General features: G+C 50.3%; 20 protein-coding genes. 17 read left to right on the forward strand and 3 right to left on the reverse strand.

The annotated features are described in order from the left end of the window. Nucleotides 1-97: 97 nt before the first annotated feature. On the reverse strand, nucleotides 98-1,111 hold the full coding sequence (locus B9T62_RS12065) for an ABC transporter substrate-binding protein (RefSeq protein ID WP_087915477.1): 1,014 nt from the start codon (nucleotides 1,109-1,111) through the stop codon (nucleotides 98-100). A 104-nt stretch (nucleotides 1,112-1,215) separates the two neighbouring features. Beyond that, nucleotides 1,216-2,811 carry an AraC family transcriptional regulator gene (locus tag B9T62_RS12070; protein ID WP_087915478.1) on the reverse strand — a complete coding sequence of 532 codons (1,596 nt, stop codon included), beginning with the start codon at nucleotides 2,809-2,811 and terminating at the stop codon, nucleotides 1,216-1,218. A 196-nt stretch (nucleotides 2,812-3,007) separates the two neighbouring features. On the opposite strand from B9T62_RS12070, the gene B9T62_RS12075 reads away from it, so the two are divergent. From B9T62_RS12075 to B9T62_RS12135, 13 genes are all read left to right on the forward strand, one after another. Further along, on the forward strand, nucleotides 3,008-3,847 hold the full coding sequence (locus tag B9T62_RS12075; protein ID WP_087920247.1) for a sensor histidine kinase: 840 nt from the start codon (nucleotides 3,008-3,010) through the stop codon (nucleotides 3,845-3,847). Next, the gene (locus tag B9T62_RS12080) at nucleotides 3,844-4,503 is read left to right on the forward strand and encodes a response regulator (RefSeq protein WP_087915479.1); all 660 of its coding nucleotides are present in this window, start codon (nucleotides 3,844-3,846) and stop codon (nucleotides 4,501-4,503) included. The genes B9T62_RS12075 and B9T62_RS12080 overlap by 4 nt, the downstream gene beginning before the upstream one ends. A gap of 184 nt (nucleotides 4,504-4,687) precedes the next feature. Beyond that, nucleotides 4,688-6,058, forward strand: coding sequence for a right-handed parallel beta-helix repeat-containing protein (locus B9T62_RS12085; RefSeq protein WP_087915480.1), 1,371 nt, complete (start codon nucleotides 4,688-4,690; stop codon nucleotides 6,056-6,058). Further along, on the forward strand, nucleotides 6,055-6,588 hold the full coding sequence (locus B9T62_RS12090; protein WP_087915481.1) for a nitrous oxide reductase accessory protein NosL: 534 nt from the start codon (nucleotides 6,055-6,057) through the stop codon (nucleotides 6,586-6,588). Before B9T62_RS12085 ends, B9T62_RS12090 begins: the two co-directional genes overlap by 4 nt. A 34-nt stretch (nucleotides 6,589-6,622) precedes the next feature. Continuing rightward, entirely contained in the window at nucleotides 6,623-7,444 is an 822-nt protein-coding gene (locus B9T62_RS12095) for an ABC transporter permease (RefSeq protein WP_087915482.1), read from the forward strand. Continuing rightward, the gene (gene ccmA, locus B9T62_RS12100) at nucleotides 7,437-8,156 is read left to right on the forward strand and encodes a heme ABC exporter ATP-binding protein CcmA (RefSeq protein WP_245864427.1); all 720 of its coding nucleotides are present in this window, start codon (nucleotides 7,437-7,439) and stop codon (nucleotides 8,154-8,156) included. The genes B9T62_RS12095 and ccmA overlap by 8 nt, the downstream gene beginning before the upstream one ends. After that, a complete protein-coding gene (locus tag B9T62_RS12105; RefSeq protein ID WP_087915484.1) occupies nucleotides 8,153-8,674 on the forward strand; it encodes a redoxin domain-containing protein in 522 nt (173 codons plus the stop codon). The genes ccmA and B9T62_RS12105 overlap by 4 nt, the downstream gene beginning before the upstream one ends. Nucleotides 8,675-8,830: 156 nt before the next feature. After that, nucleotides 8,831-10,204: an MATE family efflux transporter gene (locus B9T62_RS12110; RefSeq protein WP_087915485.1), complete on the forward strand. Its 1,374-nt coding sequence runs from the start codon at nucleotides 8,831-8,833 to the stop codon at nucleotides 10,202-10,204. Between the two features lie 161 nt (nucleotides 10,205-10,365). Next, nucleotides 10,366-11,175, forward strand: coding sequence for a PI-PLC domain-containing protein (locus B9T62_RS12115; RefSeq protein ID WP_087915486.1), 810 nt, complete (start codon nucleotides 10,366-10,368; stop codon nucleotides 11,173-11,175). Nucleotides 11,176-11,248: 73 nt separating this feature from the next. Beyond that, a complete protein-coding gene (locus B9T62_RS12120) occupies nucleotides 11,249-12,076 on the forward strand; it encodes an AAA family ATPase (RefSeq protein ID WP_087915487.1) in 828 nt (275 codons plus the stop codon). 3 nt (nucleotides 12,077-12,079) lie between these two features. Continuing rightward, nucleotides 12,080-12,478 (forward strand): NusG domain II-containing protein, encoded by a 399-nt coding sequence (locus B9T62_RS12125; protein ID WP_087915488.1) that lies wholly within the window; start codon nucleotides 12,080-12,082, stop codon nucleotides 12,476-12,478. A 33-nt stretch (nucleotides 12,479-12,511) separates the two neighbouring features. Next, nucleotides 12,512-12,979, forward strand: coding sequence for a hypothetical protein (locus tag B9T62_RS12130; protein WP_087915489.1), 468 nt, complete (start codon nucleotides 12,512-12,514; stop codon nucleotides 12,977-12,979). Between the two features lie 162 nt (nucleotides 12,980-13,141). Continuing rightward, on the forward strand, nucleotides 13,142-14,620 hold the full coding sequence (locus tag B9T62_RS12135; RefSeq protein ID WP_087915490.1) for an alpha/beta hydrolase family protein: 1,479 nt from the start codon (nucleotides 13,142-13,144) through the stop codon (nucleotides 14,618-14,620). Between the two features lie 308 nt (nucleotides 14,621-14,928). Here B9T62_RS12135 and B9T62_RS12140 read toward each other — a convergent pair whose 3' ends face one another. Next, nucleotides 14,929-15,678 carry a DUF7002 family protein gene (locus B9T62_RS12140; protein WP_087915491.1) on the reverse strand — a complete coding sequence of 250 codons (750 nt, stop codon included), beginning with the start codon at nucleotides 15,676-15,678 and terminating at the stop codon, nucleotides 14,929-14,931. A gap of 187 nt (nucleotides 15,679-15,865) precedes the next feature. On the opposite strand from B9T62_RS12140, the gene B9T62_RS12145 reads away from it, so the two are divergent. The 4 genes from B9T62_RS12145 (at nucleotide 15,866) to B9T62_RS38985 (ending at nucleotide 19,308) form a co-directional block, all read left to right on the forward strand. Beyond that, on the forward strand, nucleotides 15,866-16,222 hold the full coding sequence (locus tag B9T62_RS12145; protein WP_087915492.1) for a FlxA-like family protein: 357 nt from the start codon (nucleotides 15,866-15,868) through the stop codon (nucleotides 16,220-16,222). Between the two features lie 239 nt (nucleotides 16,223-16,461). Next, nucleotides 16,462-17,451 carry a flippase-like domain-containing protein gene (locus B9T62_RS12150; protein WP_087915493.1) on the forward strand — a complete coding sequence of 330 codons (990 nt, stop codon included), beginning with the start codon at nucleotides 16,462-16,464 and terminating at the stop codon, nucleotides 17,449-17,451. Between the two features lie 103 nt (nucleotides 17,452-17,554). Then, nucleotides 17,555-18,940 (forward strand): helix-turn-helix domain-containing protein, encoded by a 1,386-nt coding sequence (locus tag B9T62_RS12155; protein ID WP_087915494.1) that lies wholly within the window; start codon nucleotides 17,555-17,557, stop codon nucleotides 18,938-18,940. Between the two features lie 218 nt (nucleotides 18,941-19,158). Beyond that, complete coding sequence (locus B9T62_RS38985; RefSeq protein ID WP_157685584.1) at nucleotides 19,159-19,308, forward strand: hypothetical protein; 150 nt, start codon at nucleotides 19,159-19,161, stop codon at nucleotides 19,306-19,308. Nucleotides 19,309-19,325 lie beyond the last annotated feature (17 nt).

Raw genomic sequence — 19,325 nt, forward strand, 5'->3', positions numbered from 1 at the left:
CTAGAAACAAAGACCGCGGTGAGCAATTATTGCTCCCGCGGTCTTTGTGCAAATATAAGAGTGTTTTTTGTGCGTATACAGCTATACAGCTATTCGCCTATTGGCTTAGCCATTCGGCCAGCTCTTCGGTTTGAGAGAGGACGGCGATTGGATCATAATACCAGGAGCGTTCTTCTTTCCATACGTAGAGATGGTTACTTTTTACAGCCGGAAGACTGCTCCAAATACTGTCAGCCTTGTAATCTTCCACTGTCCGCGAATTGGAGGTCATGATGATATAGTCACCTGCGTAGGTGCTAAGCGTCTCCGCAGAGATTTCCGCCCATTGCTTCTCCATAATTTCATCCGCTATGGCTGCGGGAGGCTTGCGTCCAAGCGCCTGATAGATCGGCTGTCCTCCACGTCCGAAATTGTCCCCGTATACCCAGATCGATTTCCCGCCGTCCTCCATGATGGTGAAGGTAGCCTCGGCAGGGATCGCCTTGTCCACTTTGGCTTTGGCCTCCGCAATCCGCCGGTCATACTCGGACAGCCATTCCTCCGCAGCAGCTTCCTTGCCCAGCAGCTTGCCGAAATACGTCAGCTCCTCATGGGCATCCTTCAGATCACCATAAGGAACAATAACAGTTGGGGCGATTTTGCTTAAGGCTTCATAGCTTTCCGCCTGCCCTGAAATGATCAGGTCGGGTGCCAGTGCAAGGATCTTCTCCGCTGACATTTTGCCATATTCGCCGGTATCCTCGACACCCTGAAGCGCTTCCTGATAATACATATTCTTCAGCGTCAACCCGGGAGCGCCTACGGGAATGGTATCAAGCGCAATCAGGCTGCCCAGATACTCCTCGGCTACAATCCGCTTCGGCTGAGTTGGGATTTCAATCTCTCCATTTACCGTAGTAACGGTCTTAAATCCAGTTTCTGCTGTATCCGCCGGTGGAGACGCTTCGGCAGAAGGCTGAACTGTGGCTGCAGGACTATTGCCAGTCTCTGACTTGGCAGAATTGGCGGCATTGGAATCCCCGCAAGCTGAGAGCAGCAGGATCAATGTCAGCAGCAGAGGGATCAGCAGCCATGATTTCTTGGACTTACTGGCTGTGTGTGTAGTGAACAACGGGTAACTCCTCCTTATGTATAACGATTATCATTCTCATTTACAACTGTACAAGCTTCTCCGTCAAAATACCATGGACAGAAATGATGCCGGCATATGCAATTTTATGATGTTAAAGCCTGGAGCAGCACTTGCAGCTGAGCTAGTGACGAGAGCGGATCAAAGCCATAGAACATGTCGGCTTCATCAAGTATATAGACCTGTCGGTTACGTACGGCCTCCAGCTGGCACCATGCCGAAGAGAGGAACAACTGCCCGACACGCTTGCTACCTTCAGCATCTGTAGGCAGTCCGGTGATAAAAATATAGTCTGCCGGGTAGCCGGGAATCTGCTCGATGGGGGCCTCCAAGTACCCGCTGCCCATTATATTGTTGTCTATAAGCAGAGAAGGAGGATAGAATCCAAGATCCCCATACAGAACATGACAGCCGCGGCCGTAACTCCCGGCGAAGCAATAGGCACTGCGGGTACTGATCTCCCATACGATCGCGGAGCCTCTTACAGCACCGATGGACCGGTCCAGCTGCAGATTCGCTTCGCTGCAGAGCTGCGAATAGGACAGCAGCCATTCTTCGGCCTGCTGCCGCCGGTCGACGACATCGGCAATCCTGCGGAACTGCTGGCGCCAGCTCATCTGCATGTAGGGCAGCTCAAGCACCGGGGCAAGCGGCACAAGGCTGCGGTTCTCTCTGGGCAGACTGTAGCTGATTATGACATCAGGTTCAGCCGCAGCCACCGAGTCATACAGCAGGGTGTCGTCGGCTGTATTCAGGTGCAGCTTCTGCGCAGCAGGTACAGACTCCAGGCGCTCATGCCAGGCCGAATACGCCCCTAAGCAGGGGGTGATCTGGAGCGCACGCAGGCTGGCCGTATGATTGTAGTTGAGAGCTGCCACTTTTTTGTTGGTGCGTTGGTGGTAGACTGTCGGTGATACGCCTACAATCTGTTTGAATTTACGGCTCAGATAAGTTCCTTCGCCATAACCAACCTCCTGAGCCAGCGCCGTTAAGCTCGGTTTGCCGGTCAGTAACCTCAGCTGTGCCCTGCGGATGCGAAGCAGATTGAGATAGGTGCTGAAGGTCTGTCCCGCCATCCGGCGGAAGGTGCGTGAGAAATGCTCCGGGCTAACACCGGCCAGCACCGCCATCTGCTCACGGGTCAAATCTTCATTATAGTGGGCTTCGATATACTTCAGCACTGGCCCGAACCAGCCGCCCGAAGCGTTCAACTTAGCGGCTAAGCCGCTGTAGATTTCTGTCAGTAGTTCAGCAAACAGCTGCTGCACTGCGAATGGTTGACCCTCCTGGGGTTCATTCCAGGCGTGATGCAGCGCCGCCGCCCGGGCAACCGTTCCCGAAGAGACTTGATGAAGCGGAACTGCACCGGTTAGACGTGAGAAGCTGGGGGTGTGCGGACTGAGACTGATATAATCAATCCATATTCCTTGAAGTCTGTTCGCACCATCCGGCTCCAGCTGCGGAACTTCTGCACAAGCCAATATACTTCCCGCAGTCAAAGAATGAAGCTGGCCACGTATTCCCGCATAACCTCCGCCGCCCGTCACGACGATCAGCACCGAAACCGCTGGAGTGGGAGATTCATAACCTTGTACAGCATGCTCACTCAGATTGCTGACGGATATGGGGACACATAGCGGATGGGCAAGCTCTGGAATATGGAGCATTAATGATGTAGACATATACTGAATTCTCGCTTTCCTGTAAGTGATAACTATTCTCAATTATAGCATGTCTGTACCGCTGGTGAAGGTGATCTTGAGAAACTTATCTGGATCAACAAATGGTCTGCTTGCTGAACAAGCTGCAGTTCCCCGGGGCATGTTACAATCACAATAGTGTGAAATGGACCATGGAAAGAGGGTTATGCCGTTAATTATGAAAACCAAATATATTAAATGGATGATTCTTCTCATTCCTACCCTAACGGTGGGCATCTGGGAATATGTGCGGCATCAATTTCTGTTGTCGTATATTACTATGGATCTGGGCAACTGGCTCACGCCGCTGATCGTGTATTTGGTGAGTGTAACGCTGCTGAGCCAGTTGTTTCGTATTCTCGAACGGATGCAGCGGGAGCTGGAGCAAGAACGCTCGGCCACGATTGCCTGGAAAGCAAGGGAGCAGCTGGCCAACGAGCTTCATGACGGTATTGCGCAATCCCTGTTTCTGCTCTCTGTTAAGGTAGACCGTCTGGAAGGTGAGAAAGACCCGCAGCAGCATCAGCAGGATATCTACCAGATCCGCAAAACCGTTCATGAGGTGAACCGTTATGTCCGTCAGGCTATCACCGATCTGAAGGTTGAACCGGAGGTGCAGCAGTCAGAAGGCAGTCACGAAACTCTGGAGTATAAGCTTCACAAGCTGGCACAGAATGCGCCGATGCAGCTCGATATCGATTGGAGACTGACAGATGAGGAGCTTTCGCCTAAGGAAACCATCGAGCTGTTGGCCTGTATCCGCGAAGCCGTAGTCAACATTGAGAAACATTCGGGTGCCACCACAGGATTGATCAGCGGCGAAGGCAGTCGGGAAGGCTGGACCGTGACTGTGAAAGACAATGGAAGAGGGTTCGAAGGCAACCCTTTTGCCCATCCCGACCGCTATGGCTTGAACATTATGAAGGAACGTGCCAAGGCGATGCAGTGGAAGCTGAAGTTGTGCCGGGACCACGACCATACCGTAGTAGCAATCAGCAAGGAAGGTGAGAAAAAATGACTCTTACACGCGTGTTGGTCGTGGATGACCATGCACATGCCAGAGAGGCGATCTGCGAGATTCTGTCGATGGACCCCAGCTTCCAGGTGGTTGGGGTAGTCAGCAATGGACACGAAGCGATTGAATACACTGAGCAATGGTTGCCGGACCTGATCCTGATGGATATCCAGATGCCAGGGATGGACGGATTGGAAGCCACTCAACGTATCAAGCTCAGCTGTCCTTACGTTAAGATCGTGATGATTACTGTCTCTGATGATATGATTCACCTGCTCGAAGCACTGAAGCGTGGTGCACAGGGTTACCTGCTGAAGAACCTGGCCCCTTCAACCTGGCTGCAATATCTGCATTCGATTGTCAATGAAGAGGCACCGCTAAGCCGGGAGGTTGCCTACCAGATTCTGAAGGATGTCTCCTTATCACAAAAAAACAGCCCACAGGTACAAATCACCGCACGAGAACAGGATATCCTGAACGGGGTTGCCGCTGGCTGGACGAACAAGGAAATTGCCGTCAAACACGGCATTTCCGAGCACACGGTCAAGAATCATCTCAAAAACATTCTGCAGAAGCTGCAGCTTCAGAATCGGGTACAGCTTACAAGATATGCATTGGAGCAAGGACTTATCTCAGACGATTACAATCGTCCGGGATAGGTTCTTTTTTCTTACATTTAAATAGAACACTCTTCGATGGCTATACTTGTAGTGACATATCTCACAAATCTGACACATTAAAGCCAGAAGCATAGCCACATCGAGCTATAGGCAGCAACGCGGACTCCCTTTACACTGAACAAGTGTGTCATTACGGCAGCCACCCACGCTCAGGAGGTGAACGATGTCCAACCCATACAGGAGCTCTGCGATTACCTGTCGACCGGCCTGCCGGAAGCTGTTCTTCCTGTTGGCCCTGTTATGGATACTTTGTAACGGTCCCGGTATAGCTACAGCTGAAACCGCTCCTACCGCTACGCCGCTTCAGCCGATCATCGATGCTGCCCGGAGCGGAGAGGTTATCCGGTTGGCGCCCGGTACCTACACGGGGCCAGTACGTATAGACAAGAGGCTGACAATCCACGGTGATGGGCAAGCCACGCTGCGGAATTCTTCACCGGAAGCCGATGTTGCCGTGCTGATTACTGCAGATGGCGTTCAGTTGCAAGGCCTCAACATCCGGCAGGACAACGACGGCGAAGCGGCAGCGGTTCGCGTCGAAGCCGATCAGGTCACGTTGACAGACCTCGCGATCCATACCGGCGGTTACGGCATTGTGCTACGTGAAGCAAGTGGCGGTCTTATTGCCCGTAATCGAATCCGCTGGTTTATACCTGAAGGCCAGCCGCCGGGAACAAGAGGCAACGGTATTGATCTGTATAACGCTCACGGAATTGAGATCAGGGAGAATGAAATCTCCTATCTGCGGGATGGCATCTACCTGGAGAACAGCCGCAATACGAAGGTAGACCAGAATCGGCTCTACAATTTGCGCTACGGGGTACACTGCATGTATATCAACGGCTCTGAGGTTACCAATAATACCGGCGAATACAATGTGACCGGAGCCATGGTGATGGGAGTGACCGATGTGCTCGTGTCCGGCAATTCCTTTCGCAAGCAGAGTCAGAATGTGCATTCCCAGGGCATCTTACTCTATGATGTCCGCACCTCAACTATCAAGAGCAACGTGGTGGAGGGCAACCGGGTTGGCATCTATATGCAGCGGTCCTCAGATAATATCCTGCTGGACAATGTAGTGCTGCGGAATTTCATCGGCATCCAGTTTGAAGGGGCAGAAGGCAATGAGTTTCAGCGCAATGGGTTTATTGCCAATGTGATTGAAGCCGAAGCTGTCAGCAGCAAGGACAATCTCATGAACGGAAACTACTGGGATTCCTTTCAGGGACTGGATATCACTGGTGACGGAGTAAGTGATCTTCCTTATGCGGTGAATCCGTTCTATCAGCAGCTTATTAAGCGAAATGGTGCTTACCAGCTGTTTTTTCAATCGCCGGGGATGAACTTTCTGAGCGGGATGGTTGCTAATGACAAGCAGCAGTGGACAAGTGATCAAGCGCCGCTGATGCAGATCGGAGTAGCAGAAGGGGCGGAAGCGCCAACCGGCGGCCAAGGCCCCGTGATGGTAGCGGGCTGGGTGTTATTGTTTCTGTCTGTTATTACAATTCTATATATGGGGGTATTGCGATTATGAGAAAATGGAGTGCTGTGCTGATCCTGATCATGGGACTGTTTGTCCTGAGCGCCTGTGGAGAGAAGAAATATGAAGCGCTGGCTATTAATGAAGACGTCGATATCTGCGTGATCTGTAACATGCAGGTCAAGGATGATGCTTTTGCCACCCAACTGACAACTAAGGAAGGCAAAAACTATAAATTTGACGATATTGGCTGTATGAATGAATGGAAGCAACAGAACGGGAGCGACAATATCGGCATGGATTATGTCCGTGATTACAATGACAAGGCATGGATCGAATTCAGCAAGGCCAGCTATGTCTATGCCGAAACCCTGCGTACACCGATGGCTTATGGCGTGATCAGCTTCAAGGATACGGCTTCTGCCGAAGCCTTTGTGGCAGAGCAAGGCGTTGGAGAGGTGCTGACCGCCGGAGATTTGTCCTCCCATGATTGGAAGCAGAACACGGACATGATGAACATGGAGATGGACGGCGAAGGTCATAGCCATAGCCATGAGGAGGAGAACGGAGAAGCAGGGCACTAGGGCGCTGCCATTCTAAAGAGCTGGAGACATCACTATGACCGATTTAATACAAGTTGCACGAAGAGAATTGAAGATGGGCTTCCGCAATCCCTGGTCCTATTCCTTTCTGGCTCTGTTCTGTACCTTTAGCTTAAGCCTGCTGCTGATTAATTCACAGAATATGGTTCAGGGCTACTCTGCGGTGACTGCATCCATGCTAAACCTGATCCTCTATCTGCTGCCGCTAATGACGCTCTTCCTCGGCTCCTTTTCTTTAACTTCAGAGAAGGAGGAGGGCAGCTGGCAGCTCTTGTCTACCTATCCAATTGGAACGATGTCCTTTATCCTTGGCAAATATGCCGGTCTTGCCGCCGTTCTACTGGTCATCGTAGCCTTCGGCTACGGCCTGATGGGCTTTATCAGCGGCTTCACCGGAATGAGCTTTGACGCAGATACTTATTTTCTTTTTCTGGCATTCTCAGCCGGGCTGGTGCTGTTATTCCTGACGATTGCCTTGTTCATCGGCTCCTTATCCCGCAACCGCTGGCAAGCGCTGACGGTATCTGTAGCGGTGTGGTTCTTCACGGTCATTGGCTGGCCAACCTTTCTGATCGCCATGCTGGGCTGGCTGCCCTATCTGTGGATCAAACCTGCTCTGACCGTATTAACGATACTTAATCCTGCCGAGCTGGTGCGGCTGTTCGTCGTGGTGAAGCTTGGCGGCGGTTCTGTGCTGGGTCCGGAATATTATGAATGGGTCACATGGATCAGCCGGCCCCAAGGCAGCGTTCTGTTTATAGGGATCTGCCTGCTCTGGATCAGCCTGTCGATTGTTGCCGTGTATGGGATCTGGGAAAGGGGGCGTTCCCGTGGATAGTCCGTTTGTACGAGTACATGAAGTTTCGAAAGTTATCAAGAAGCAAAGTCTGGTGGAGGGAATCAGCTTCGAGGTTGCCCCTGGTCATGTGCTTGCCCTCTGCGGGGGGAACGGAGCCGGTAAAAGCACCGTGCTGCGGATGCTTGCCGGCATCCTGCAGCCCACCATAGGGGAGATAACAGTCAATCAGCTTCGCTGGAGCAAGGACCGTAAGGCTTACTCCAAGCAGCTAGGCTATATGCCGGATGATTATCAGTTCAGCCAGGGACTGACAGCGGAAGAGGCGTTGACCTTCTGGGCGGCGCTGCGCAAGGTCCCTGGGCGCAAGAACCGGGTAGAAGAGGTGCTGACACAAGTCGGTCTGGAAGACAAACGGAAGGTGATTGTGAATACCTTCTCCAAAGGCATGCGCCAGCGGCTGCTTTTGGCCCAAGCCCTGCTGGCGGAACCGCCGCTGCTGATTATGGACGAGCCAACCAATGGACTGGACCCCTTCTGGATGAATGAGTTCGTGAAGCAGCTACAGCAGATCAAGGCCGCCGGACAGACCGTGGTCTTCTCCACCCATCAACTTGAGGTTGCTGAGAATACCGCAGACCAAATTGTATTCTTAAGCCATGGACGCAATGTCGGCGCAGGCTCAACGGCTGCTATCCGCAAGGAGCATGGCTCCCTGTACGCCGCCTTCAACCACAGTCTGGGGCTGAAATGAAGCAGTACCGCCGCAGGCTGAACCTGCTGATTATGGTCGCCATTGTTGGTGCGGTCATCTGGGTTGTCATCCAGACCGTGCAGCGGGAAGACGAGTCACCGGCGGGCAGCATAGAACCGGGGGCGGCCGCCCCGCTTTTTGAAGCCACCACCATAACCGGGGAAAAGGTTCGCCTGGAGGATTATCGCGGCAGAACGGTATTGATTAACTTCTGGGCTTCCTGGTGCAAGCCCTGTGTGCGGGAGATGCCTCTGCTAGCCGGGGTAGGGACATCATCCGCGTCTTCTGTGGAGACCTTGTTCATCAATGTAGGCGAGTCCAAAGGCACCGTCTCTGACTATATGAAGGCCCATGAGTTCTCCTTCCCGGTCACTATTGATGTCACAGGCAGAATAGCCGGGCTATACCGTGTTACCGCATTGCCCGCCACGTTTATCATTGACGGGAGCGGGAAGATCACCCAAGCCGTTCTGGGCGAGGTCACGGACCTTGCCTTACTGGAGAGTTGGCTTCGTTAATACTTTTAGTATAAGGATTGCCCAGCCTCATCCTCGGATGGGACCGGACAATCCTTTTTTCGGTTTAAATGATCCGCTTAGTGGTAGAGCGAGCCCTTCATTTCTCTTAGACTGTAACTTGTAATCCATTCAATTACAGGAAAGTGAGGGCTTATTATGACAACAGCTCAACCCAATGCTAACGGCAAGGACAAACAAAAAGTTCTCATTCTGAACGAGAATCTATGGAAGGTGATGTTCCAGCTGTCATGGCCGGCAATTATTGCTATGGTTTTATATGGATTAAATGCCGTCATCGCTGCTGTTTTTGTAGGACGTTATGTCGGGGAAACAGCCTTGGCCGGGGTTTCCATAGCCTACCCACTGACACAGATCAGTCTGGGTCTGGGCTCATTGATCGGAGTCGGTGCCGGTGCCGCTCTAAGTATTGCGATCGGACGCCGGGATGAAGTTACCCAGAAACGGCTGATGGGCAATGTCAATTTTTTAACAATACTGATAACTGCGGTGTACATGCTCTTGGGATTGTTATTCTCCAGACAGTGGATTGAGATTATGGGCGGTGAAGCGGAGACCCTGACCCTCGGCAACAGCTATTTCCGAATTACAGTCTGGGGAGCATTCTTCTGGATATATGGACTGGCAGCCAACATGATTGTCCGGGCTGAAGGTAAAATGAAATCGGCCGCTGTAGTAATGGGCATCGGACTCGCGGCGGATATTGCAGCCAACTATCTGCTTGTCGCTGTATTGGACTATGGCGTAGAGGGAGCTGCCTGGGCAACCAATATCGGCATGTTTGTATATACGCTGCTGGGCTGGATTTACTTCGGCAAAGGCTTCTCTTCGTTCAGAACCACAACGTTCGCTCTCTACCGGGATGCAGCGACGCTCAAATCAATCCTTGGTCTGGGCTTCTCCTCCTTCATCATGAACTTTATGAATTTGGTTCAAGCCGTAGTCGTGTTCAACACCTTGTCCAAGTATGGAACCTTATCCGACATCGCTTTTTACGGAGTAGTGTTTCGAATCTTCACCTTCCTGCTGACACCGATCTTTGGCTTGATGCGTGCGCTGCAACCAGTAATCGGCATCAATTTTGGAGCTGGGCAATACAGACGTGTCATTCGCAGTTATTACATTTTCTCGGTGGCGTCCATGCTGCTAACGCTGCCATTCTGGCTGTTCGCGATGATCGATCCGCAGCTGATTCTTGGTTTCATGCTGCCAGATCAGGCTCTGTCGGGAACTGAATCGCTGTATTTCAGAATCAATATGGCCTTGCTGCCTTTGCTGTCGCTGATCTTTATGGCCATGACGTTCTTCCCTTCCATTAACAAAGGCAAACCGGCAGCCCTGATTGGAATCGCCAGGCAGCTAGTCTTTTATGTACCGGTTATGCTGATCCTGCCTGGCCTAATAGGCGTATCCGGTGTGTACTGGGGATCGCTTGGTATTGATCTGGTCATTACGGTGTGGACCATCTTAATGGTGAGGAAGGAATTTGTCCGGCTTCGCTCCATGCTGTAAATGAACAATCAGCGGTTCTTCCCACGGCGGGAGAATCGCTGTTCTATATCACGGTTCTAGAGCCGCATGCACCGGCCAATACCCAATCTAGAAATCTTAATTGACCAATATTATAAAAAAGATTACAGTTGGGATATTATGGATTGGGGAGGAAGATGATAGTGGAGCTTAACTTGAAGGGCATCCAGCCGGATACGCTGGTTGAGATGCTAAAACTATCTTTTGCATCAGAAAGCTGGGACACTATCTTGCAGATTGCAGATAAACTACACCAGAGCATCAACCGTATTTATACGGCCAACCAGGAGGACCGCGCTGCTGGGATACAAGTACGTACTTACGGCCTGGAGAGGAGTGTAGTTTATTATTTTGGCTACAGCATGTGTCTCAAAGGAATCGCACATCAGCGGAAAGGGGAGTTCAGTGAATCCAGGGCCTGCATACAGAAATATGCCGATCTAAGCGGTCTGGAAGGGCTGGATGAGGAGAGCTGGAAAGACATTGAATTATATCGCCGCTTGTCAGTAGTCAATGCCTACGTAATAGATATTATTGAAGGTAAAGTAGAGGTGCTTGAGAAATACGTCAGCTTCTTGCGGGATAATCCCAATGAGCTGCTCCCTGGACTGCTTCATATTCTCCAATCCTCAATGAACCATCATTATTCCGCAGACTGGATACTGGCAGAGTTTGAAGAACTTGTATCCACCCGATCCGAAACCTACACAACCCAACGAAATATTCGCTACTACATAAAATACATCCATTTGTTATCCAAATATTATGCGGTTCAAGGAGATCATCTGACTGCAGTGAATGTTCTGCTGCAAGGTCTGGTATTTAGTGTGAAGGTAAGAGATGATATTGGATTCCGGCAATCCACCGCTTTATTTGAATCCATGCGTGACCATACCACAGCAGAGCAGCAGGAGCTGTACAAGAGTCTGATGATTGAGGTTCTGGAAGGATAAACCGGCTTAGGGTTTGACTCATTGTGAATTCGGTGTATAATCGTAAATATTACGATTAGAGGAGCTTTTTCAGATGAGTAAACCTAGTTCCAGCCAACGCCTCCCGCGAGCAAAAGGGATCGATATGGCTACATTCTATTCCGCTAAGGAATGCAGCAGCAAAGTCAAACATATGTTACTGCCTCAGGACAACCGACAGATTGTTGAAGAATTCATTACCATTCTGGGCATGCGGGAGACCTTTGAGCAGAAAGGGGTTCCTATCCCCAACAAAATAGTAATGTATGGTCCTCCGGGCACAGGAAAGACACTTACGGCCTATTATATGGCGAAACGCCTGGAGCTGCCGCTTGTGCTTGTCCGGCTGGATGCCATCATCCATAGTCATCTGGGAGAAACCGGCAGTAATCTGCGCAAAATATTCGACTATGCCAAGGCGTCACCCTGCGTGTTGTTCCTGGATGAATTCGATGCCATTGCGCGGACCCGCGAAAGCGGGGATGAAGTAAAGGAAATGGCCCGGGCAGTGAATACACTGCTGCAGTGCCTGGATGAATTCGGAGACAGCAGCGTATTTATGGCCGCCACCAATCTGCAGGATGAGCTGGATCAGGCGATCTGGCGCAGATTTGACACCAAGATGACGTATCGCCTACCGGACTGCGCGGAACGTTACAATTACATTGGGATGCTTATTGGTGATTTCGAGCATCAGCAAGGTATTGCCGAAGAGGCCAGCAGTATATTGGACGGCTGCAGCTTCGCGGATATCGAACAAATTGTCCTGAAGGCCAAACGCAAAGCCATTATCGGGCAAGCCGCTCTGGATCGCAATCACCTCAGCAGCTCTATGCAAGAGTATAACCCTTCAGTTCCCGCGCTCATGGCGCAAGGGGAATAAGCGATGGGCAAGCTGAAGAAGGGCGATCTTCTTATTATTGTGTTTGTGCTGCTGCTTGCAGGAGGAATTCACAGCCTGAAGTGGATTCGCGGCGGAAACGCAGTCTACGAGCAAGGACAGCTGACTGCCATCATTACCGTAAACGGCAAAGAGTATGAAACCGTACAATTGACCAAGAAAGAGCGGATGATAGACATCCAGACCGAATACGGACATAACATTCTGAAGGTCTATGACTATGGCATCCAAATGATCTATTCAGATGCCCCGCAAAGTATCGCGCTAGATATGGGCTTCATTTCGAAGCCCTACCAGCAGATTATCTGCCTGCCAACGCGGGTCATGGTAGAAGTCCTGAAGCCACAGGTGACAGGCGAAGAGGAATTGGATGCCGTGATTTAATTACTAATGCACATCTGGAGGCCAAAGCCAATCATGGGATTCTCTATTACGGGAACAATTATCGCATTGTTGATCCTTCTCCCCAGTCTTGTTTTTTTTCTGAAATTCCCGCCTGTGAACGTGCCGCAAGCTATCCGGGAGACCGCGCCTGTTTACCGTGTTCTGGAGAAAATCGGCCAGATGACCTGTCTCCTGTTCATGATGATCTCGAAGGATTTCTTTGATATACAGCAGGTGAATCTATATATGATCTTGATGATCGTCTGCATCCTATGTTATTACGGATTGTGGCTCAGGTATCTGAGGGCTGGCCGGGAATTCGCCTCACTGTGGAAGCCTGTTGGATTCATTCCGATCCCTCTGGCCGTGTTCCCTGTTCTGGCGTTTGGTTGTGCAGCACTCTGGGGCAACTGCATCTGGCTGGGCGTATCCACGGTACTGCTTGCCATTGGCCACTGGACGGTTAGCTGGAATGTTTATAGACAGACCAGGCTTCTTTAACGAGTTGATAGTTACATGGAATTGCCCTTACGGATAGCCTGTACGCATGGCCCACCAGTAGCCGATGAGTGTCATAAGTTTGATCCTTGCAGCACTTCCTGCTAGAGTGAATATTGATGATCTTTCGTATTCACATCCAGAAAGGGCAGGTCGATAGGACAAATGAGAGTTATGGAATGGGTACTGCTGGTGCTGAGCTTTGCCATGCTGGGGGGACTGCTGATTCTTCCGCTGCGCAGCCGAATGCAGGTAAGATTGAGCCTGATTGCCGCTTTGATCGCGGTCATCATGTCGGTAATTCAAGTGTGGATGGAAGGGTACAGATGGCAGATGATTCCTGCTTATGCAGTAGCCCTGCTGCTGATTGTCCGTGTAATTGTAATGAAGAGCAGGGGTTCTGAGCGATACATAGGGCAGCACCGATCGCGTCTAAGAATAATAATGAATATGGTGCTGTTCATGTTCTATCTTGGTGTTGCAACTGCATTGCCAATACTACTGCCTGTGTTCTCGTTCGCTGCACCTTCCGGGCCTTATGCGGTAGGAACCAGTACGTATTACTGGGTGGATGAGAACCGGTCAGAGACCTATACTGCGGATCCCGCTGACAACCGTCAGCTGATGGTGCAGCTCTGGTATCCGGCAGAGCTTGAAGGAGATGGCAGGGACAAGTCTGCTCCTTACATTGAACACTTGGAGGAAATTGCCCAGGGTCTGCAGGATTCGCTGAACATGCCGCGGGTGATGTTCAGCCAGCTGAGCGAGATTGAAACCCATGCTTACCGGGACGCCAAGGTGTCCTCAGCCGAGAAGAAGTATCCGGTGCTGCTGTTCTCGCATGGATTAACGGGCTTCCGCAACCAGAACACCTTCCAGGCCGAGGAGCTGGCCAGCCAGGGTTATATCGTTGCCGGGATCGACCATGCATACGGCGCAGCCGCAGTAGTGTACCCTGGTGGCGAGACGGCCAAGCTGCAGCTACCGGAAGATTCCGGGTTCGCCGCGTATGAAGCAACGATGAAGATCTGGGTAGAGGATGCCTCATTTGTGCTCGATAAGCTGGAGCGTCTGGCTGCGTCTGGCAAACCGGCCGAGGATGTGGCCTCCAGGCTGGATCTGGAGCAGATAGGCATGTACGGTCATTCCTTCGGCGGCGCGACCGCTGCGCAGATGCTGATGCAGGACAGCCGCATCAAGGCTGCGCTGAACATGGATGGCACCCTGTACGGGCCAGACATTCCCGAGCAGGGGCTTGGCAAGCCTTATCTGCAGATGAACGGGGAGCAGAGCATTGACAAGGCTGCTTTTGACACCACGCTGGATGAGGCGGTCCGCGTCTCGGGCAGAACCCGTGACTCGTTTGAGCAATTCTGGCAGGAGTCAGCACAGCGCCGCGAGCATGCCATCGCCGGAGGCGGCTATTCGCTGGTACTGGCGAACACTGATCACATGAGCTTCACGGACTTCTACCTGTTCTCACCACTGCTTCCACCTAAAGGGGCAGCAGCGGAGCGGATTCAGGAGGAGATAAACCGGCTCAGCCTGGCTTTTTTTGACCAGACCCTGAAGCAGTCCGCTGAACGTACGGTTGTAGAGCTGGCTGAAGAATTATCGGGTGTTACACTGGAGCAAGGGAAGTAAGCTGTTCTTATACTTTATCCTAAAAACAACCACATGGTCCTGAGGGATCATGCGGTTGTTTGGGTTGAGGTACCATTGTTCTTCGTGCCTCGGCGTTCTGGGTGTATTAGCTGAACTCTCGGTTAGTTTGTAAGTCTGGGTGAGGAGTAGGAAAGTTGTATGGGATCGTTTGGAGCAAATAGATGCGAAACTGCAACTAATTTCACCCGAAACACCCATTATCAGGAGAATAAGTGCAAATCTGCAACTAAATTCAAGTTGAGCAAGCTTATTACGCTCAAAATCCGAAATTAGGTGCGTTTTCGCACTTATTTCCTCCAAAACAGATAAAAATCGCCAATTAGATGCAGTATCGCAACTAATTTATCACGGTAACGCCGAAGCTCCGTCATAGGGCGGGCTATAGTCCTCCACGCTTCAGGAACCCGCTCCGGGTCAGAGCAGTATAACGTCTGCAGATACCTACTGATGGGAGCCAGTCTATGCTCAATAAGCACCTCCTTGATCTCCGAAGCTTTAACAGGGACAAGGCTCTCTAGTCTGTGCTTGAACTGGCTGAGCGGAAGTAGCATCCGGCAGGATTTGTGGTAGGCGACACGGTGGGGATAACGCGGCGAGCTGCCTGAATCGTATTTGGACAGCCGAACCGCTTCATAATGCTCCTGCATCAGCTCATAGGCAGCGAATTGGAGGATGGCAAAAGTCTCCTCCGGCTCGCGCCGGGCGTACATAGCCGCCATAGTCAGGCAATCACGTTCTGTCAGCCATAGGAAGACATGCCGGTCCAGACAAGCGTGGAACTCCTGAACTGAGGTATCCGGGTCCATAAGTTCAGGCTTGATTCGGAGATGGGCATTGAGCAGGATCTTCTTACCTTCATATTCAGCTAATTGCAGTTCCTCCCGGTGTATCCCCCCGGCATACTGTGGGGCAATAACATCCGCCGCATACAACGCATCCAGAGCGCAGATGGCCTGGAGATTGCGAGTGCGGGTGAAATGAAACAGCGAGCGGCGCAGCGGACTGCGGGTGATATCCTGAATGATAGAGTTGTTCATGCCGCCAGTGTAACCAATACAGGAAGCGGTTATTCCGATTACAAAACGTGACTTTTAGAATGTTGCTCTACCCACAAATACATAGTTAACTATTAATCCTATTAACTTTCAGCAAACTTTCAGCGGGGCTTAACGTTCTGAACCTGCAACACGATTATAATTGATGATACAGAAAGGAGGGACAACCATGAACGTATCCGCACTAAGCAGCTCCAATTCGGTTTCCAGTGTATCCTCTGCAACAAGCAGCGCGTCCGATACCAGCCTGCTGGAGAAGCAAAAAACGAAGCTTGAAGCAGAATTGCAGTCGATTAGCTCCAGCTCAGCCGATGAGAAGACCAAGGAAACTAAGACCAGGAATATAGAGCTGCAGATTAAACAAATTGAAGCACAGCTCTCCCGGAATTCACAGAGCAGCGCCTCAGCATCAGCCGCTCAAGCGCCCGCCAAACCCGTGAGCACCGACACGATGGCAGCAGCAAGCCCGCAAGAAATCGCAACGGCCACAACGGACAGCCAGGGTAGATTCGATATTCGCGTATAACAAGTAGAAACGGCTTCGCCGTCCTCTGCAAAAGCGTATGCTTCCGAAGCAGCGATACTACGTATCGCTTTCAGGCATCCGTTTCTGCGAGAAATAGAAGGATAAAGAATCAAGTACAAAAGAGGAAGCTCCTTGCCACGGGGATGTCCTCTTTTTTGCTTGTTCGATATTTTTTTGCCACTTTTGCAGGGATTTCCACTTGTCCGGCAGTCTAACTTAGCTGAAGGCAGGTGGACATCATGGATCGAAAGATACAAACCTTGAAACGATTCAGAATTGTAAGAATGATCTTATCCTTATCCCGGGTCCGGGCTGTTAAACTGCTGGTTCCGCTGGCTGTCATAGCATTAGTGTGCTGGGAAGGGCAACATGAGCTGAGCCAGATCCATTTGGGAACGATTGTGCATGAACTGCAGCAGGTGCCGGGTTCTGCCGTGATGCAAATGCTGGGGATGGCGCTTCTGGCGGTGGCTGTGATGAGTACCTATGATTATCTGATCCGGGCCCATTTTCGCCTAAAAATAAGTCTATGGAGTACGTTCCGTTACGCCTGGATTGCCAATACGTTCAATAATCTGATCGGCTTCGCCGGGTTGGCCGGTGTAGGCCTGCGTACCATGCTCTACAGAAAAAGCGGAGTGCCGATCTCGGTCCTGACGCCGGCGATTGTGTTTCTCTCCCCGTTGATGATTACAGGTCTGTCTATCTTGTCCTGGGCCAATATTTGCGGGCTTTTGCCGGCAAAAGAACTGCTGCAGGAGCATCACTGGCTGGTGTTTGCGGTATGGGGAACAGCCATTTATCTGCCGTTCTTCATCCTCGTGCAGCGTTCGGCCTTATACGCCAGATGGATGAACAGCGGCCGGGGCAGAACCCCGTGGGGAACCGTTGCAGCTTCGCTTAGCACATCCTTGCTGGAATGGGCTTTTGCCGGGATCACATTCTGGATCATCGCCAGCCATCTGCTGGATGGTGTACACTTTGTGGCGATCTTCAGCATCTTTACCATTGCCGCGATTGCCGGCATTCTGAGCATGGCCCCCGGCGGCATCGGTGCGTTCGACCTGATTGCCTTGTTGGGCCTTACACAGCTGGGCATCAGCACCGATAAAGCGATGGCAGTGCTTGTAATTTACAGATTGTTCTACTATATCATTCCCTGGCTGATTGGATTGGTACTTGCGGCACTGGAGATGGGGCTGCAGGGAAGAAGGGGCGTTCGTGAATAATTGTGCAATCTTGCTATAGGTTATTGACCATTGGTATATATTAGTAGATAATACAATCATAGAATACTTATTTTGGAATTTTAGAGTGAGAGGTGGTAATGACTTGAAGCATACACCTACGATTCTAGCTGAATTGGAAGATTACTTGAAGAATGAGAATTTAACGTTGGCATTATTCGCGGAGCGGTCGGGTGTCCATCCTCGAACACTCAGCAATTTACGGAACAGATATCGACCGATTGCGGTGCAGCAGCTCGATCAGATCACTCGGGGAATGGGACTTCGGGAAGGCTTTTTCTACGATCTATACATAGACAATTTCATCATTGATCGCGCGCCGGATTGGCGGAGAATCGAACCACTGCTCTATCGCTGTGCTGAGATGGACAAGCTGCAGCAAATCGGCCGTGTGGTGCAGCATATTATGGAGAAATTGATGTATGCTCCCATGTTGTTTAATGTGGCAGAGGAATTGTTATCCCGGGGCCATCAAGATGCTGCAATGCTGCTCTATGAGAGTGTAGCAGAAGGGGAACGGTTCCAGCATTCGGAACGGCTGGCGCTCTGCCAATACCGGTTGTTTAAGCTTAAGCTTGGGGAGAATCAGGAGCAGAATTTACAGGCTGCGATTCAATTTGAACCATTTGTCAGACGGCTCGATGATATCGAACAATTGGATGGGCTGAAGGACCTCGCCAATGCTTATCGAGCTTTGCGGCGCTGGGATCAAGTAATGAAGGTTGCCGAAGAGATGGGTAATCTGGCCAGAATTCAGTATTCTATGGTCAGTCGTGCAGATCAAGCTAACCTTAATAAGCCATTAAGACCGCTATTTTTTTATGTTGCATATAGTAGCTTGTTGATTGCCAGTGTTCATTATGAACGAAGAAACTATAATTTGTCACTTCAGCACATCAAAGATTATGCTTGTTTAGACTGGGTAAACGAAACTGATACAGATACGTTGCATTGGAAGAGTCTGTTTAAGGAATGGGCGGAAGCTAATAACTATCTCACCAAGCTGATGGCAGGCGAAATTGAATTGCTACCCGATTATATTAACTTTATTCGAACGAAGAATACAGAAATCTTTCCAGCACTGTGGAATATCATGATTGTTGCCAATCAATATGATGTGAATGTCGATTCAATTATTGATACTTTTAATAATGAAATATTACATATTCATAAGCAGGATGGAAACGAAGTTTATAATCAACAAGACACATCCGATCAAATCGTTGGTTTGCTATTTGAATTAGCTCACTATTATTTATCCAAGAAAAACTATACAAGAGGTTTTGAATTTCTAATGGACGGAATGGAAAAATGTACTATAATTAATAATGAAAGCATTTTACTAAGAAATATGAAATTATTCGAATGTTATCGTAAAGTTGCTCCAGATGAATTCAAGTCACAGTATCACAATTTAGTAGAAGAGAGGGGAACTTATGAAGAAGAAACTCGCTCTATTGTGGGTCACTAGTTTTTTGCTGGTAGTAGTCATTGGCACACCACTGATCGGTCCAGATCAAAATGAAATACAAGTGCCACCTTCAGGTTCAGTTTATCAACCTATGGGGCACCATGGCGGAGGTTGAGTTGAACCATACCTCTTTACATTAATATAAACTCTTTGAACAACTCGAATATTCAATCTTACCGAAGTGCAATATCACAATTTACTAGAAGAGAGGGTAACTTATGAAGAAGAAACTCGCTCTATTGTGGGTCACTAGTTTTTTGCTGGTAGTAGTCATTGGCACACCACTGATCGGTCCAGATCAAAATGAAATACAAGTGCCACCTTCAGATATTGTTTATCAAGCTCTTGGACACCATGGCGAAGGCTGAGTTCTAGCCATCTATCT

It is taken from the genome of Paenibacillus donghaensis, from assembly GCF_002192415.1.
GTDB lineage: Bacteria > Bacillota > Bacilli > Paenibacillales > Paenibacillaceae > Paenibacillus_AQ > Paenibacillus_AQ donghaensis.

Bases quoted from the DNA above. Each gene is read 5' to 3' on its own strand.
- B9T62_RS12120 (WP_087915487.1), top strand. From the start codon at position 11,249: ATGAGTAAACCTAGTTCCAGCCAACGCCTCCCGCGAGCAAAAGGGATC.
- B9T62_RS12090 (WP_087915481.1), top strand. From the start codon at position 6,055: ATGAGAAAATGGAGTGCTGTGCTGATCCTGATCATGGGACTGTTTGTC.
- B9T62_RS12140 (WP_087915491.1), bottom strand. From the start codon at position 15,678: ATGAACAACTCTATCATTCAGGATATCACCCGCAGTCCGCTGCGCCGC.
- B9T62_RS12075 (WP_087920247.1), top strand. From the start codon at position 3,008: ATGAAAACCAAATATATTAAATGGATGATTCTTCTCATTCCTACCCTA.
- B9T62_RS12130 (WP_087915489.1), top strand. From the start codon at position 12,512: ATGGGATTCTCTATTACGGGAACAATTATCGCATTGTTGATCCTTCTC.
- B9T62_RS12095 (WP_087915482.1), top strand. From the start codon at position 6,623: ATGACCGATTTAATACAAGTTGCACGAAGAGAATTGAAGATGGGCTTC.
- B9T62_RS12150 (WP_087915493.1), top strand. From the start codon at position 16,462: ATGGATCGAAAGATACAAACCTTGAAACGATTCAGAATTGTAAGAATG.
- B9T62_RS12135 (WP_087915490.1), top strand. From the start codon at position 13,142: ATGAGAGTTATGGAATGGGTACTGCTGGTGCTGAGCTTTGCCATGCTG.
- B9T62_RS38985 (WP_157685584.1), top strand. From the start codon at position 19,159: ATGAAGAAGAAACTCGCTCTATTGTGGGTCACTAGTTTTTTGCTGGTA.
- B9T62_RS12145 (WP_087915492.1), top strand. From the start codon at position 15,866: ATGAACGTATCCGCACTAAGCAGCTCCAATTCGGTTTCCAGTGTATCC.
- B9T62_RS12110 (WP_087915485.1), top strand. From the start codon at position 8,831: ATGACAACAGCTCAACCCAATGCTAACGGCAAGGACAAACAAAAAGTT.
- B9T62_RS12105 (WP_087915484.1), top strand. From the start codon at position 8,153: ATGAAGCAGTACCGCCGCAGGCTGAACCTGCTGATTATGGTCGCCATT.
- B9T62_RS12125 (WP_087915488.1), top strand. From the start codon at position 12,080: ATGGGCAAGCTGAAGAAGGGCGATCTTCTTATTATTGTGTTTGTGCTG.
- B9T62_RS12070 (WP_087915478.1), bottom strand. From the start codon at position 2,811: ATGTCTACATCATTAATGCTCCATATTCCAGAGCTTGCCCATCCGCTA.
- B9T62_RS12085 (WP_087915480.1), top strand. From the start codon at position 4,688: ATGTCCAACCCATACAGGAGCTCTGCGATTACCTGTCGACCGGCCTGC.
- B9T62_RS12080 (WP_087915479.1), top strand. From the start codon at position 3,844: ATGACTCTTACACGCGTGTTGGTCGTGGATGACCATGCACATGCCAGA.